This is a genomic window from Marinimicrobium alkaliphilum (assembly GCF_003259155.1).
Classification (GTDB): Bacteria; Pseudomonadota; Gammaproteobacteria; order Pseudomonadales; family Cellvibrionaceae; genus Marinimicrobium_A; species Marinimicrobium_A alkaliphilum.
Genome location: NZ_QGMQ01000001.1, coordinates 158,241 through 174,256, shown reverse-complemented (window position 1 = coordinate 174,256; position 16,016 = coordinate 158,241). Strand labels below are relative to the sequence as shown.

Here is a 16,016-nt window from a genome sequence, read left to right as displayed (position 1 = left end):
ATCCGACCTACTCCAACACCTCACGCCAATAAATCACCCGGTCATGGCCGCGATAATATCCGAACGATACGGTTGCTCCCGGAACATTCATATCCCAATCACCATCCCCGCTCCAATCAAACCGCAACCAGGGCTGCCCAGACAAATTCACACCAACCGGGAAACTCCCGGCACCGCCCTCCCCTGGGGCACTGAACTGTAAACCGGCGCTGCCGCCCGTGAAACAAATCGCGCTACTGCTCGCTAAATCGGTAAACCGGAAGCTCCCTTGGGTCACACTGGAGCCGACCGCCACCGTAAGGTTAGCGGCCGTATCGATAGACTCTCCCGCAAACGTGACTTGCGCGCGCGGCACGGCAGTACAATCATCGTTCCGATGGCGAACAAAACCCGTTCCGTCCCAATACTCGGTCACAAGGGGCACAGGCAAATCCAACTGTTCCGGCCCGTAAGCGCTGACCACACGTAAACGGCCATGACGCATATCTAACACCTCCCCAACCGCTACAGCTGTACAGGATTCCGTAGCCACACAATCCCCGCCCTCCTCACTGTTCATTGTGCGATTACGTAATGTCCCTTCCGCATTGGTGTGGGCAAGCCCGATACCCAACTGCAATGCCGAGTAGGGACCGTCAGGCTGAGTCGAAGACGGCAGACGCTCGAACAACCAACGGTTCGCCTCGTAACGCCGCTCGCCATCAACCCACTCCACACCGTCCAGCGCACTGATCCGATCACCGAGAGGCAGGCCCTCACCGGCATTCTCCGCTTCAAAACGTACGCTCGCCAGACCGCCAAAAGCTCGACTTTGATCATAGTTTCTAACAGGAACGTCCAACGCCGAGCGGGCTTCAACGATGACCTCGATAGGCAACCCCTGGTCCATATACTGCTGATCGTCTTCAGCACACGCACAGTCTGTGACCAAAGGATCTACCGTCGATATAACCTCGAAGTAAGCCGGAAAGAAGCGGCCCAAACGGGTTACCGTTTCAACAGGGGGGGGCGCTTCACCCAGATAATTATTGAGCCGGGGCACAACGTCCAAATCGCCCACTTCACTCCAAAAGACCTCGTCATTAACAGCTCGACCCGGTGCTGATGCCGATGTAAACGAGCCCGCATCCGCATCACCGAGAAAACCCATTTGCGGGTCGCTGGGCGGATAGGCTACCGAGTCGATGTCCAGCCCAAGCGCCACCGCCGCAGACGGCTGCTCGCGGCCAAAACTTGGGGTAACTTCACCCTGCGCGTTGCGTGCTTCTACCTCCACCCTAAAAGGCATACCCGCCAACATTTCACTCCCGGGATCATTTGCTATCACCAGTGTGTGGGGCCGGACGACAAAACTGTGACTGGCGCCCAGAAGATCAATCGCTGGATCAGGGGGGTCCTCGGGCAACGACAGTTGAGCATGGAGCCCAATTCGCCCGACATCACTGTAGTGAAGCGTCAGTGGTGCAATACCGTTAGCGTCAAAGGTCAATGCCACGCTTGTCAAATTCGAGACCGAGCCCCCGGAATTCCCTGCGACAAGACTACCCGCGAGCTCAAGGCTCTGACTCGAATCGCAAACTGCCGGGTTCAGGCACTCATAACCCAGCGCCACTGTGCGCGTGCCGCTGACACGAGCCTCGCAAGCACCAGTCAAGGTATTGGTTCTGACCGCCCGCAAATTCACATCTGCAGGGACTCCGGCCACTTGTCCTGGTAACGCTTGTTGATCGGCATTGTCGCTGCGAGTGAATACCAAGCCGGCGGTAGAAAAAACTGAGGAACAACTGGCACTCTGAAGGCAGTCTACGCCGTCTGGACAACAGTAAAGACCCTCGACAGGGGACGCACTGACACCGGTGATAACAACCTCCGCCAACTCCCCTTCGCCGGCTTGCGGATACGAAAAGCTCCCTGACGCAACGCCATTGCCACCAAAGGCCAGCGTGATCGAATCGCCATTAAAGGCCGTCAGGGTAACGGTTTCTCCCGCGACCGAAGTATCCAGACTTGCACAAGGAAACGTATCATTGGCGCAGGCACGCACACTGACAGGAGTGGCCAAACAAGCAACACTACTACTGGGAACCAACAACTCGTAGTGATGCGTCGTGGAACTTCCGCCACACTCTTCAACCAACACTGTGTTTTCAGTACAAACTCCGGTCACACTGCTACTTTCATCGATGACAATGTCGGAATTACCGCCTCCAACTGCGATATTGCCACCTACGGTTGAATTGTTGCGCAAATCGACAGTGGATGAATTCTGGGCCGTAATACTACCGTCAACTGAGGATCCGTTGAGTATGATATCCGCGCCATTACCAGCAACAATGTCACCACAAACCTGCGAGTCATTCAGCTGCAAATTGGTTTGGTTGCGTCCGATAATATCACCACAAATCAGTGATCTATTAATATTCATCGAAAAATTATTATTGTCTGAGGCCCTCAAGTCTCCATAAACCGTAGAGTCCCCAATATTGAAGTTCCCATTGCTGCTGTAAAGTGAAACAGGTGTCGAGTCAGTACCTACATTCGCTCCATTCAAGGTAAAGCCACCCGCCGCCGATATCTCACTAGGCTCATTGGCTATGACGGTATCACCACTATTGAGCGTTACGCTGACATTGTTGTTGCCTGCACAAATATAGACACTTCCCTCCACAGCCCAAGTACCCGAGCACTGCGGAAACTGCCCCAGAGAAAGGTTGTAGACAGTGCCAGATTGAGCTTTGCCAGCCATAGACATCAACAATAAACACGCTATCAATACAAAGCTATTGGCTACCCGCATAACACAATTACTCCACTATGGGTTACAGGGTTCAAATGATCCCACTTCGAGATTTCGGGTGGCAACCAAGAGGCTTGGCTCCACCTCCCAACCGGCGGTAACTGATTCACGAGTCTGTGTCGCTGGAGCAACCGAAACCGGTGGTAACATTCGTGCACGTATAAAATAGCTGCACCTTACAGAGGTTTAGCCCCGTTCAGATTCATCGCAAGACGACAAAGCGCCGAAACTCCTGACTTTACAGTTCTAGGGTACAAAAATCGCGGTAAACTCCGCCGGCTCACCACGTTGGTCGACGCGTACAAAGCAGGTAAATGTATCACCTGCACTCACTGGGGAGCCGCTTCCCTCGGTAATCTCCCAGGCATTCGTATCGCCGACCATAAAATACACCAACCCCTCTTCAACCGACGGCGCTGTGCCTGTTCCCGCGGATCCACACACGCTCACAGCTTCTGCAAATTCATCGACCGGCAGCCCCGCCCGCTCCGAGATATAACGGGCGAAGTTAAGGTATAAGACACTTTCGATGGTTCCCGCCGCGGCCTGGTTTCGGGCACTCGCGGCGGCATCACTCAAATTCACAAATCGGGGGACGGCGACCGCCGCAATGATGCCCAATATGACAAGGACGGCTATCAATTCAATCAGTGTAAACCCTTTTGTGCGGCGCATGGCTGACCTCATCAATCAATAAAGGGAGAAAGCGTTCCCGCTTCCAGTGTTCGTTGCGCTGACAAGCTGCCCGATCCGCAGCTCGCCTCACTGAGCAAGCGATAATAGCTGATCTGCGCGTCGGGGTCCGTGCCGCAAGCAGCACCGTTTTCATCCGTGCAGATACAGGACAAGGCGACCGTGCAGCTAGCCAACCCGGTCGCGTCAAACGACAGGCCGCTGCTATTGATCGTCGAGCAGTTTGCGTCGGTCACCGCGCGGTCGTCGGCCTCGGGGAACAACAGGCGGCTGAATCCAGCCTGCAAACCGGATTCAGCCGCATAGAAGGTCTGAACGCTGACGAGCTCCTGAGTAGCGGCGACATGGGTCTGGCTACTGGTTCGGGCGATCGCCAGGGCCAAAACGCTCATGGCCACCAGAATAAACAAGGCCACGGGCAGCAAAAACCCGCGCTCACGGGAAACAAAAGAGTTAGTGACATTAAGGTACATTGCGGGTGTGTACCTCGTGGTCAAAGCTGATCTGATGACTGCCATCACTGAGCAGAAACTCAATGGAGATAATGGCGTTCTCGGATTCTGTCGCAGCCTGGAGCAGGAATGTCGGTCGATCATCCGGCTCCCGGGCGTCTTTGGCCAGCAGCACATAGCTGTCACTCAGACTGATATTCTCGGTGAGGCCGGGCAAGTCCCGGTAGAAGCGCAGTTCGTCATCAATCATACAGAACGCATGGAGCCGATCGAGCAGGTAAAAACGTCGACTGACCGAGTTGCGCGCCCACTGAATGGGATCAACACTGAGAGCGCTGCCGGAGAGCGCCTGAAAGCCGGTGAGTGATTCACCCGTGAGATAGACCTCGGCACTGCTCAGGGCACCAATGGCGACGTAAGCGGCATCGCCGCTGTAATCAATGGGGATGATGTCGATGGTGCCTTCCGCGGGCCGCCCGTTGCTTTGGTCCGGAACGGTTCCGGTGTAGACGCCCCCAGCGAGAATGGGCAGAAAACGCACGCAGCCGAGGGTATCCGTCTCCAAGCTGTAAGGCTGGGCATTGCGCAACTCCCGGTTCATGCGCTCCAACGCCAGGCGACCGGTATTGGTCAGACGGGCACGCTCCTGGGTCTGCTGGTAGGCATTGGTAGTACTGACAATAAAGCCGGTGCCAACCACCGCCAGAATGGAAAGCACCACCAGCACAGTGACCAATTCAATCAACGTGACGCCGCGCTGTACTCGCATCAGAAGTTACTCCGATAAACGGCAAGGGTGACGCTGGTGCCGTTAGGCGCGGTGGCGACGACGGTGACGCGCTTGGCGGCCTGGTTGTTCGCCAGATTCAGTTCATCCCCGGCAAAGGCGACGCTGACGCTGCGCTGGTAGTTGCCGTAGAGGGTTTCCACCTCGCCATCGAAGGCGCTCACGCCGCCGGTGTTGGCACAGGCATTGGCGTTGAGTGCCGCGCTGCCACAGGCGGGAATACCACCCGCCGGTGTGGCTCCGTCGTAAGGCGCGGCCATGACTTCATCGAGTTTGGACTGAGCCATTTCCAGGAGACGCACCTGTACCAGCGGATCAACGCTGCGAGTCACCGCCTGAGTGTACACGCCCACCAGGGCACCCAGAGCAACCGCGACCACAACAATGAAGACAATCAATTCAACGAGGGTGACGCCCTTCTGGCGCCGACGACTACCAGTGCACATAGCCGCTGCCCTCCAGGGTCAAACGGGTTTGGGCGCCGTCGCGCGCCAACACCAGTTCGACCCGGTTGCCGGTGATGGCCACATCACCGCGCTTGTTAAAAACATAAGTCCCCTGCCCCTGGGTAATCTGAACACCACTGGGCAAGGTAAAAGGGAATTCACCGGACGCGGTCGCCATGGGGGCGCCGCTCTCGGTCACGGCAACGCTGTTGCCGGATAAAGTCACGGCAATAGTGCTGTCGCGCACCATTGCCGTTTGTTGTGCCAAAGCAAAAGCCGCGACCAGTTGGTCGCGGCTGGATTGAAGCGATGCCGTCTGTGGTTGTGCTCTGACAACCAGTATCCCAGCGACAACCGAGACAATTAAGAGAACCGAAATCAATTCGATTAACGTAAAGCCTCTCTGCACCTTGACCTTGAACTCCATCACTTCAATCCTGAGTCACTGATAGCTTAGGGAGCTGCAGTCGCCCCATAAACCGTAGCCATCGCAACTGTGTCGCCGCCACTGACAATATCACACTCTGCAAAACTCCCAGCAGTAATCGCTTCATCCTCAAGGCTATAACCATCAGGCAACCCACCTCCCTGGACAAGGTTCAATGCTTCATTGCAGTTGGAAATACCGATCACAGGCTGGGTAACGTCCAGCCCTGCATTACGGGCAACTTCGTTAGCATAGTTTAGGGAGCTACCACTGGTTATCGAGGCAGCCGTAGCCCTAACAGACGCCTGCTCAGCAGCATTCGACAAATCCACAAACCGCGGCACAGCCACCGCCGCAATAATCCCCAAAATTACAATCACTGCAATCAGCTCGATCAGAGTAAAACCTGCTTGCTTTTTCATAGTCATGACTCCTTAGTCACTTGGTTATTGAACAATAGATACATCAAGGTTTGCGTGGGGTTACCACCGCAATCTCCCCGGTCGCGGGAGAATAGCGAAAGTAGTGCCCCTCACTCGTCGCCAGCTGGTAGCGGCAATGGTCGCCCTGCCAGCTGGGTTGGAAGCTGGGCGCCGACGTCGCGTCGCTCAGGTTCCGTAATCGATCCTGCACCAACAAGCCTCCCCACAATTGTTGGCAGTGGCGGTCACTCAAGGTGTTGCCACTCACCCGGTCCACACTCTGCGCGGCGACAGGCCAACCGCTGTCGTTGACGTAGATCCGCGCCCGACTCACCGGCTCGCCTTCATCGTCCAGAGACAGCGGTGCCTGAACCTCGACACCTTCACGCTGGACCTGCTCCGGCGCCAGATACCAGCGGTAACGCACCCCGCTGACACCCACGGAAAAACTGTTGGCCGCAATATCCACGCTGTGGTGGCGGATATCCCGGGTAAAATCCGCCGCCTTGTACACAAACACCCCGATCAGAGTCAGGATGATTGCCAGCGACAGCAGCAACTCCAGCAATGTCATTCCGCCCTGGCGCCGCATCATTGCTGAATGCTGTACATGTCCCACATGGGCAGGAAAATGCCCAGGGCCATCACCAATACAAAGCCTGCCAGAATAATGATGATTACCGGCTCGATCCGGTCACTCAGGCGTTTGATGTCGTAGTCCACTTCCCGCTCGTAGAAACCGGCCACTTCCGCCATCAGCTCATCCACCTGGCCGCTCTCTTCACCCACGGCAATCATCTGCAGCACCAACGGGGTAAACATGCCGCTGTTGCTGTGGGTGCGATACAGGCTTTCCCCGCGCTCGGTGGCTGCGCGAATGCCACGAATTTTTTGTGCCAGCCAGGCGTTGTCGATCGCCCGGGCACACAGTTCCAGAGTACTGATCAACGGCAGTCCTGAGCGCATCATCAGCGAGAAGGAACGTGCGTACCGCGCCATGGACGCACGCTCAATAATGTCGCCTACGATCGGAAGCCCCAGTCTCTTTCGTCCCCAGTAGAGGGCCCCAGCCTCGGTCTTCAGGTATTGCCGCCAAGCCACCGCAACCCCGGCAACAAGCACCAGAACAACGTGCCAGAAATTGACGAAAAAGCCCGACACCGCCAACAGAATGCGTGTCGGCAACGGCAGATCCGCGCCAAACTGGGCAAACATTCCAGCAAAGGCCGGTATTACCCAAACATTGACCACGGCGATGGCGATGGCCATGGCCAGAAGTACAAAACTCGGGTAGCGCAGCGCCGCCTTGATCCGCTGGCGGGTCTCCATATCCCGCTCCAGGTACTCACTCAGCTGATTGAAAGCATCTTCCAGCCGGCCACTGTTTTCCCCCACGCTGACAATGCTCACAAACAGATTGTCGAAAATACGCGGGTGGTGACGCATGGCTGCAGACAGTTCCTGACCGGTCTCCAGACGTTCGACCACATCTTCAAGTGCCTCCTTAAAGGTCACCTGTTTAAGGGTCGCGGCCATGCCCCGAATACCCCGGATCAGCGGAACACCGGCACGGGTGATGGTGTACATCTGCCGACAGAACAGAATCAGATCGGTGGTACTGACCCGACCGCTATTGCGCCAACGCTGCCAGCGCTCTTCCAGGCTTTGCTGTGGGCGGCGCTCACTCAGCGCGAGCGGGATCAATCCGCGCGCACTCAACTCGCCGGCGGCAGCCTCGGCGCTTTGCGCCTCCAGCTGCCCGGTCACGGCTTGCCCCTGGGCATTGCGGCCCTGGTAGTGATACACCGTCATGTCAGAGCTCCTCCCCTTCCAGCACCAGGGTTTCGTCTTCTACCTGGGCAGCAATCCGGGCCACCTCTTCCAGGCTGGTGGTCCCCTCCAGCGCCAGATCCAGGGCGCTAACCCCCAAGGGGTGGAAATCCGGACTCTTGAGCGCGGCCCGGGTAAACTTGGCGATATTGTTCTCGCGCAGCGCTTCGGCCATGGCGTAATTGACATCAAGCATTTCAAACACACCCACCCGGCCCCGATAGCCGGTATTGTGACAGCGCGGGCAACCCGCCCCCTGCTTGAAGACAATCCCGTCGAGCTCGCGCCCGGGCGCCAGGCCTTTGAGCAATTGCAGTTCGCCCGGCGTCGGCTGATGATCCTGCACGCAACTGTCACAGACTTTCCGGATCAGGCGCTGGGCCACAATGGTTTTCAGTGCAGTGGCCACCAGGTAGGCGTCGACACCCATATCGATCAAACGCAGACCGGAGGTCACGGCATCGTTGGTGTGCAACGTCGAAAGCACCAAGTGACCGGTCATGGCCGCACGCAGAGCGATCTCGGCGGACTCGGCATCGCGGATCTCACCCACCAGCACCACGTCCGGGTCCTGACGCAGAGCCGCGCGCAGCACGCTGCCAAAGGTCAGGCCAATACGGTCGTGCACCTGAACCTGACTGATCCGCGGCAAGCGGTACTCAACCGGATCCTCAACCGTAATGATTTTTTTGTCCGGCTGGTTCAGTTCGGACAAGGCCCCGTAAAGGGTGGTGGTTTTACCACTACCGGTCGGCCCGGTGACCAGAATCAGACCGTGGGGGCGTTTGATATCCCGGCGGAAGCGCTTGATAAGATTGGGCGGCATCCCGACTTTGTCGAGCGGCAGCACGCCGTCCGTGTGATCGAGCAGCCGCATCACCACCGACTCACCAAACTGCACCGGCATGGTGGACATCCGCACATCGATATTGCGACCGCGTACTTTCAGATTAAAGCGTCCATCCTGAGGCATGCGCTTTTCCGAAATATCCAACCCGGACATCAGTTTAAGACGCACCACCAGGGCTCCGGCGATGCGCTTTTCGTTCATCACCTGCTCGAGCAGTACCCCATCGATACGGTTGCGGATACGCAACACGGTTTCGTCCGGCTCGATGTGGATATCCGAGGCTTTGGCATTGATGGCTTCTTCAAAAATTTTCTGCAGCAGCCGCATCACCGGTGCGTCGGTGTCGGTGGTGTCGGCAATAAAGTCCGTGAGATCGACTGCCGAGCCTTCCAGTTCTTCATCCAGCTCTTCAGCCAAAGACGCGATTTCGCTGGCACGGCTATAGGCAATATCAATAATGTCGAGCAGTTCGGACTCGCGCACCACCGCCGGCTTGATGGTCCGGTTCAGCTGACGGTGGATTTCATCCTGGGAAAAGAGATCCGTGGGATCGGCCATCCCCAAAAGCACACCATCGTCATCTTCACGCAACAGAATGACCCGGTGACGACGGGCGAGCGTTTCCGGTAGACGCTGCACGGTAGGCGCGTCAAAACGGAATTGTTTGAGGTCCACAAACGGAATCTGCAACTGATCCGACAACAGGCCGAGCAATTGCTCCTCGCTCACGTAGCCAAGGGTGACCAGGGTATTACCCAACTTGCGTCCGCTCTGGCGCTGCTCGGCCAAGGCCTGCTGCAACTGCGCGTCGCTGATCAGACCCTTCTCGACGAGCAGGTCACCAATGCGAATTTTGCGGGTCGACGCTGAACTCATGATTTATTCGCCACCTGGGTTTGTCGGGGCATCGACGGCGCGCGCGCGCGTCAAGGCCACAATCTGCTGTTCAATATAGGCGACCACTGACGGTCGCTGTTCGCCCGCCCGGGCGCGACGATAGGCTTCGAGCGCGCTGGCCTGCTGATCCTGTTGATCCAACGCCAGGGCAAGACCCAGCCAGTACACTGGCTCCTCGCCAAAATCCGAAAGCAATCGGCGGTACTGATTGGCCGCCGCCGCATAGTCCCCTTGCTGAAACTGTAACCCGGCGGTAAGCGCCCGGTAGGCCTCATCGCCCTCGGCCGTTGCCAAGTGGGCTTCGAGCAGTTCCAGTGCCTGAGGCGCTCGCCCCGTTTCCACCAGGGTTTGCGCCTGATCGTACACGGCCCGGGCTTGCTGGCGATCCCGGGTCTCGCGCGTCGGTGCAATCGACACCGATTCTGGCGCAGTTGCCTGTTCAGGCTCCGGCGCGGGCTCGGGCTGCTGAGCGACTGGGGGCACTTCCTGCACCGGTTCGGCAACGGCGTTTTCAGGTTCTTCCGTCTCGGGCAACAGGTCGGCCACCTGCTCGGTCACCCGCTGCAATGCGTCGGATTCGATGGTCGCCGCCAGCGCCTCGGTATGGAAATTCACCTCGAAAGCCTGGGCTACCTGGGCCTCAATCTCGGCTAACCGCGCTTGCATCTGCGCCAGCTCAACCTCATTGACAGGCCCTGCCGGATCGACCGTCGCGGGCGTCGGTGCTGTGTCGCCCCGCTCTTCGGCGGCAGGCCAGAAGGCAAAGGTAATCGCCCCTACCACCAGTATCACCGTCGCGGTCACAACAGCTGGCACCCAAGCGGGCCGAGCCGGTTTTACCAGCGTCCCGGGGCCCGGCAACGCATCGCCACCGTGCTCCGGCCGGCGCTGTTGCGCGTCAAGGTCGCGCAGCAGATCATTGACCAGACTCATGTTCGGCGCCCCATTACCACACCCCCAGCCAGCGCGGCAGCCCTACAGCGAGCAGTGCGCCAGTTCCGCCCAATAACGGCCACAACCAGTAACCGCGCAACGCCTGCCAGCGGCCCCGGCGGCGACTCTCGGAGGTATCGAGTACCGCGCGCGCCAGATGCTTGCGCTGCACCCGCCGGGCACCGTCGCCATAGGCCGCGAGCAGCGCCTTGTGGGCGAGGATATTGATCAATCGCGGCACGCCACCACTGGCGTTATATAACAATGCGATCGCCCCGCCACTGAACAGGGGCGCCCCGGCGTAACCCGCCGATGCCAGCCGGTAATTGACGTAAGCCGGCAGGTTTTTGCGGGTGATCTCACGCAGGTATTCACTGAATACGATGCGCTGTTTGAGCTGACGCAGATCCGGGCGCGCCAGAAGCTCGTCCAACTCCGGTTGCCCGATCAGCACCACCTGGAGCAGTTTGCGCTTTTCCGTTTCCAGATTTGTCAGGAGGCGCAGGGCTTCAAGTGTTTCCCGGGGCATCGCCTGGGCCTCGTCCACCACCAGTACCACCTGCTTTTTATCCCGCGCCAACTCCAGTAAGCGCTGGTAAATCTGATCGAGCAGCTCGTAGGCCGGCATACCCGATTGATAGTTGACACCGACCTCTTTGGCGAGCAAACCCTTCAACTCTTCTGGCGTCAGGTAAGGGTTGGGAATATAGGCACTGATAAAGCCCTCCCCCAAACTCGCCAGTAACTTACGACACAAGAGCGTCTTGCCGGTGCCGACCTCGCCCACAATTTTGATAAAACCTTCAGTATGACGCAGCGCCAGCACCAGGGTGTTGAACACCTCCCGGTGGCTCTGGTTGTCGAAAAAGAACTGGGTGTCCGGCGTGAGCGAGAACGGCAGTTCTTTTAGGCCAAAATGCGTCAGATACATAAATGTCCCGAGCGATTAAAAGTTGCGATTGCGCTGGGCTTCGCCCATCTCACGCATGCGCTGGCGACCACGATCCAGCTCTTCCTGCCAGGTATCCTCATCCACGACGACCGGACGCAGCATGATGACCAACTCCGTTTTTTCGGTACTCTGCACGTTGCGTCGGAACAGGCCACGCACCACCGGGATATCCCCCAAAACGGGGACTTTCTCTTCGGTTGTTCTGGCATTCTCCTGCATCAGACCGCCGAGAATCACTACCTGGCCACTGCGCGCGCGTACGATGCTGTCGGATTCGCGCACGCCGCGCTGGGCGAGCGGCAACGAGAACTGTTCGTCGCCAATGGTGAAAACCTTTAACTGGTCGGTAACTTCACTCACCACCGGATGAATATGCAGAATGACATCACCGTCGCTGCCAATCTGCGGGGTCACATCCAGGGCGATGCCACTGAAGAAAGACGACAGCTCAATATTGGGCGCCGAGGTGACCGAGGCGACGTTGGCGGTGGTGTTGCTGGTAATGCCGGTAATAAAGTATTCGTCCGAGCCGACCCGAATCAGGGCTTTCTGGTTATTGACCGTAGACACACGCGGGCTCGACAAGACCTGCACATGGCCCTGACTTTCGAGCAGGGACAACAGATCGGTGATATCCCCCACCTGCAATATCGCCGAGAACATGTTTTCGCTGCCGGTGGTCACAGTATCGCTAAAGGTCAGAGCCCCGGAGGCAGCGCCGCCGGGTATATTCTGGGACGTTTGAAAATTCTCGTTGGTGCCCGTAGTGCGGCCGCGCTGATAGGTCTGCGCCAGCTCGCCACTAATGGCGCCCCAGTTGATGCCCGCCTCGTAGCCATCACTCAGACGCACCTCGACGATTTTCGCTTCCAGTATCACCTGGCGTTTGACACTCAGCTCCGAGCGCTCCAGAAAGTCGCGCACCGCGTTCAGCTCATGGGGCATGGCCTTGACCACCAGCATGCCCGCCTGGGGCGTGACCATGACCATACGCTCGCCCGACTCACCGCCAATGATGGCGCCCACGGTCTGCTTGAGTGACTGCCAGAAATCGGTTCGGTTCAGGGTCTGTACCCGTGCGCCGGGAGAGATCTCCGAGCCGCCGCCCAGGCTTTCACCACCGAGCATCGACAACAGATCAGCCCCCTCACTGCCGCTGCCACCGCCCTGGCCTCCGCCGCTAAAGCGGTTGCCGCCGCCCGAGGTATGCTGCCGACCGATGGACAGGTTGGTATCCGAGACCCCAACACGCTGGACATCCAGGTAATTGATCTGGAAGGTTTGGGTGCGCAACTCGCGCGGGTAGATGGTGTAAATGCCGTTACCCGAGCGCTGGTATTCGTAACCGTAAATATCGCGAATCACTTGCAGCACTTCATCCACGGTGACCCGCTTGAGATCGAGGGTCACGGTGCCCGCTACATCCGGATGCACCACGATATTGGTGTCGGTGCCATCGACCAGTCCGAGAAAAAAGGAGCGAGCTGGCACATTGTTGACGCTGATATCAAAGCGCTCTTGTTCTCGACTGGCTGCGGCACGCGGCGGTACCAACAGTGCCTGAGCGACGTCGTCCGGCAATTGCCGACCGCGTTCACGCTGCTCCTGGGCCAACTGCTCCATCACCAGCTCCGCAGCGGTTGGCTCATCGCTTTGCTCGGGTACGCTCGCGCAAGCATTCACCAACAGTGCCAGTGTTGCCGCCGAGAGCGCCGGGAGTCGGCGTCGCATGTGCATTATCAGGTCTGGCATTCGATCTGCCCTCATTGCATTCTCGATTGTTCGTTAATGGGTCCGGCGCACGGGTTGTTCGTGCAGGTGCAGCTGCCAGCGGCGGCTACCCTGCTGCACCGTCACGGCACCGCGTTCAATGCGCACGATACGCACACCGCCGGAGCCGGAAATTTCATCACGCTCTTGAAGCATTTGGCCGTTGATAACGGCCTGGCGGCGTTGCGCACTGACAAGAATCGAGTGCAGTGACAAGTCCACTTGTTCAAAACTCGCCGGCGCACCGCCGAGCGGCCGGGTCGGGTCACGCAAGGATTCCGCCCATGCAGGCAACGCAAGCGCGGTAATCAGAAAAAACATCATCACTCTAGACACCGAGCAAGCCCTCCTCTGCACTCAAGGTGTAAACCCGTACCTTCACCTCTGCTTTCGGATAGGTCTCTACAGCGTACTCCAGCTGCTCCCAATAGAAGCGCCAGGGCAAGTCCTCCAGTGCCTGCAAAAAGGCCAGCACCTCAAAATAAGAGCCACGCAAGGTCAGCGCGACACTGTGCTGATACACCCCCGTGCTTCCCTCATCGCCATTGATACCGCGCAGGCTGAGCATCTCAACGGGCAGGGTGCGCATCTGAATCAGTTCCAGTTGGCCCGTGGTGAGCAACACATCCTCGAGCAAACTCGGCAGTTGTTCGGCACTCACCAATCCTTGAGAGAGTGCTGCCAGTCGTTCATCCAGATTGTCGCGACGCGCCAACAAATTGTCCCGCTGGCGCTGAAGACTGCTGGGAGCACCGGCGGCATCACGCTGGGTCAGAGCGTCGAGCTGCAACTGTTGCGCCTGCTGCTCGCGCGCAACAGCGGCCTGCTCTGCACGCAGGGCCTCGCGCCGCTCGGCCACGGGATCCTGAACCAGCAATAGCCACAGGGCCACTACGACAGCAAGCGCACCCGCTGCCACCAACAACCGCTCGCGCAAGGAAAAGCCATCAAAGCGCTGCGCCAATTGCCGCCAGCGCGCCTGCAGGGGATGCTCGGGCTTACTCATCGGCGTCGCCCTCCTTCATTGACCGGTGGCGCCAGACTGAAGGGCATGGCCGCTCGTGACTCACCCTGTTCAACCTGCAACACGCCAAAGCGCACCTGGCGGAAACTGTCTTCGGTGCGCAAGCGCTGCACATACACGGGGATCTGATCGGCCCGGCGCGTCACCCCGCGCAACTCGGCGTATTCGCCGCCGCGGCGCAAAGCGAAGTGCTGCACCTGGACATCCTCCAGTGATTGGCGCGCCAGCGCACTCATCTGACGAGAGAAGCCCTGGGCGTTGCCGAGGTTTTGGCGGGTGATAACCGTGAGAATGCGCTCGCGCTGGGCAATGTCCTCTTCCAGGCGCGCCAGCTCACGCTCGATATCCGGGCCTCCGGTCACGCCCAAGGCATTCTGGGTACGGGCAACGTCGGCCCGCAACAGGTCCACTTGGGCTCGCTCAACAGCGATCGCTTCAACCAGGCGGTTGTTGCCCAGGTGGTTCCAGGTGGACCACACGCCCAGAGCGAGCGCCAACACCAGCGCTGCCACCGCCAGCTGCGACAAACTCAAACGCTGACGCTGGGGCCGAAATTCCGGCAAATACAAGTTGATCTGCTGCATGCGTCAGCCCTCCTTCGCCATGACGCTATGGCGCAAGGCGCCGCCAACCGCCACCCGGCTCAATGACAGGGTGTGCTCGACGATATCGTCAGCCAGTACCATTCCCGCGTGCATATCCAGCAAACCCGGTGCCACAGGCAAAGCTGCGCGCAGGCTATCGGTGAGCTTGTCAGCGCTGAGGTTTTCTCCACAAATCAACAACTGCCCCGGCGGGGGCTGACGCATCTGGCGCTCGAAGTAGTCGAGCGAGCGCTGAACTTCAAGTACCAGCGCATCCTCTGGGAGGTCATCGAGCAATCCACCGTTATACGAGAGTGCGAACTGGCGCGACAAATAAAGCTCGCCCGAACGGACAATCTGGACGCTTCCGGCACCCGCAATAACACGCACCAGCGCAACCCCACGCTGCGTGTCAGTGCAGGTGTGAATCAAATTGCGCAGGGCCAGCTCGGCGATGTCGATGCTCTGTAACTTCAGGTTTGCGGCCTTGGCTTGGTCGACCAGCTCTTCAATCACCCGACGCTCGCTCACGGCGACATAAGCCATACGGGCGCTGCCGGCGCGAACGCTGTCTTCAGGCAGTAGAAAGACATCCAGCACTGCATCGGTAACCGGAAAGTCGACCTGATCGCGAACGCGCCAGCGCAAGGCCTCGCGCAGCTCGCTGTCGGGAACCTTGGGCGCCTCCACCAGCAACAACTTGTAGCTGCCCGGTGCGAGTACCAGATTACAGGGCTGATGACTGAGTCCGCGGACGGCCAGGCGATTGCGCAGCAGTTCCACCGCTTCCGCGGGCGATTCAGCCGGTAGGAATTCACAGTGTGACAGGGTCGGCAGGCTCCCGGGCCGATGATCAACCAGGGCATAAGCAACCCCCTCAGCGCTGAATTTGACGCCAAGCAGACCGGAATTTTTCTTGCTTTGTCGGAATAAACCCAAGTGGATTGCCCCAATTAAACGGTGGATACTGTACGCTTAGCGCCTTGAATTCTTCCAGGCGACCACACTCAGAACCCGTAAGGCGTTCGGGTTGGCCGGCACATCAATAACCAAATGGCGCTTTACTTTAGGTCTCGACCCAACACTTATAACCAAATGTTATATATTTATACCGCTCAATAACAGTCAGCGACATTAACGAATATTTACAGT

The 16,016-nt window shown here is 58.4% G+C and carries 17 protein-coding genes and 1 pseudogene; all 18 read right to left on the bottom strand.

Annotated features, from left to right (window positions below; all coding sequences use genetic code 11):
• Window positions 1-7 precede the first annotated feature (7 nt).
• On the bottom strand, window positions 8-2,797 hold the full coding sequence (locus DKW72_RS16305; RefSeq protein WP_157960348.1) for a DUF6701 domain-containing protein: 2,790 nt from the start codon (window positions 2,795-2,797) through the stop codon (window positions 8-10).
• A gap of 246 nt (window positions 2,798-3,043) precedes the next feature.
• Entirely contained in the window at window positions 3,044-3,472 is a 429-nt protein-coding gene (locus DKW72_RS16655; RefSeq protein ID WP_111640425.1) for a type II secretion system protein, read from the bottom strand.
• 11 nt (window positions 3,473-3,483) lie between these two features.
• Window positions 3,484-3,963, bottom strand: coding sequence for a pilus assembly PilX family protein (locus DKW72_RS00805; RefSeq protein WP_111640424.1), 480 nt, complete (start codon window positions 3,961-3,963; stop codon window positions 3,484-3,486).
• On the bottom strand, window positions 3,953-4,711 hold the full coding sequence (locus DKW72_RS00800; RefSeq protein ID WP_111640423.1) for a PilW family protein: 759 nt from the start codon (window positions 4,709-4,711) through the stop codon (window positions 3,953-3,955). The genes DKW72_RS00805 and DKW72_RS00800 overlap by 11 nt, the downstream gene beginning before the upstream one ends.
• Window positions 4,711-5,175, bottom strand: a complete 465-nt coding sequence (locus DKW72_RS00795; protein WP_111640422.1) for a type IV pilus modification PilV family protein — start codon at window positions 5,173-5,175, stop codon at window positions 4,711-4,713. Before DKW72_RS00795 ends, DKW72_RS00800 begins: the two co-directional genes overlap by 1 nt.
• Window positions 5,162-5,443, bottom strand: coding sequence for a hypothetical protein (locus tag DKW72_RS16545; RefSeq protein ID WP_232522262.1), 282 nt, complete (start codon window positions 5,441-5,443; stop codon window positions 5,162-5,164). Before DKW72_RS16545 ends, DKW72_RS00795 begins: the two co-directional genes overlap by 14 nt.
• A gap of 75 nt (window positions 5,444-5,518) precedes the next feature.
• Window positions 5,519-5,602, bottom strand: a pseudogene (locus tag DKW72_RS16725) (prepilin-type N-terminal cleavage/methylation domain-containing protein); the annotation flags it as partial.
• A gap of 26 nt (window positions 5,603-5,628) precedes the next feature.
• Entirely contained in the window at window positions 5,629-6,024 is a 396-nt protein-coding gene (locus DKW72_RS16650; RefSeq protein ID WP_111640420.1) for a prepilin-type N-terminal cleavage/methylation domain-containing protein, read from the bottom strand.
• A 43-nt stretch (window positions 6,025-6,067) separates the two neighbouring features.
• A complete protein-coding gene (locus DKW72_RS00780; protein WP_111640419.1) occupies window positions 6,068-6,619 on the bottom strand; it encodes a prepilin-type N-terminal cleavage/methylation domain-containing protein in 552 nt (183 codons plus the stop codon).
• On the bottom strand, window positions 6,616-7,836 hold the full coding sequence (locus DKW72_RS00775) for a type II secretion system F family protein (RefSeq protein WP_111640418.1): 1,221 nt from the start codon (window positions 7,834-7,836) through the stop codon (window positions 6,616-6,618). Before DKW72_RS00775 ends, DKW72_RS00780 begins: the two co-directional genes overlap by 4 nt.
• Window position 7,837: 1 nt before the next feature.
• On the bottom strand, window positions 7,838-9,580 hold the full coding sequence (locus DKW72_RS00770) for a GspE/PulE family protein (protein ID WP_111640417.1): 1,743 nt from the start codon (window positions 9,578-9,580) through the stop codon (window positions 7,838-7,840).
• Between the two features lie 3 nt (window positions 9,581-9,583).
• Window positions 9,584-10,534 carry a tetratricopeptide repeat protein gene (locus tag DKW72_RS00765; RefSeq protein WP_111640416.1) on the bottom strand — a complete coding sequence of 317 codons (951 nt, stop codon included), beginning with the start codon at window positions 10,532-10,534 and terminating at the stop codon, window positions 9,584-9,586.
• A 13-nt stretch (window positions 10,535-10,547) separates the two neighbouring features.
• Window positions 10,548-11,465, bottom strand: a complete 918-nt coding sequence (locus tag DKW72_RS00760) for an ExeA family protein (protein ID WP_111640415.1) — start codon at window positions 11,463-11,465, stop codon at window positions 10,548-10,550.
• Between the two features lie 15 nt (window positions 11,466-11,480).
• Window positions 11,481-13,238: a pilus (MSHA type) biogenesis protein MshL gene (gene mshL / locus DKW72_RS00755; protein ID WP_232522261.1), complete on the bottom strand. Its 1,758-nt coding sequence runs from the start codon at window positions 13,236-13,238 to the stop codon at window positions 11,481-11,483.
• Window positions 13,239-13,271: 33 nt separating this feature from the next.
• The gene (locus DKW72_RS00750; protein WP_157960346.1) at window positions 13,272-13,592 is read right to left on the bottom strand and encodes a hypothetical protein; all 321 of its coding nucleotides are present in this window, start codon (window positions 13,590-13,592) and stop codon (window positions 13,272-13,274) included.
• On the bottom strand, window positions 13,585-14,262 hold the full coding sequence (gspM, locus tag DKW72_RS00745; RefSeq protein WP_111640413.1) for a type II secretion system protein GspM: 678 nt from the start codon (window positions 14,260-14,262) through the stop codon (window positions 13,585-13,587). Before gspM ends, DKW72_RS00750 begins: the two co-directional genes overlap by 8 nt.
• The gene (locus DKW72_RS00740) at window positions 14,259-14,864 is read right to left on the bottom strand and encodes a hypothetical protein (RefSeq protein WP_111640412.1); all 606 of its coding nucleotides are present in this window, start codon (window positions 14,862-14,864) and stop codon (window positions 14,259-14,261) included. The genes gspM and DKW72_RS00740 overlap by 4 nt, the downstream gene beginning before the upstream one ends.
• A gap of 3 nt (window positions 14,865-14,867) precedes the next feature.
• A complete protein-coding gene (locus DKW72_RS00735; protein ID WP_111640411.1) occupies window positions 14,868-15,803 on the bottom strand; it encodes a type IV pilus biogenesis protein PilM in 936 nt (311 codons plus the stop codon).
• Window positions 15,804-16,016: the final 213 nt, after the last annotated feature.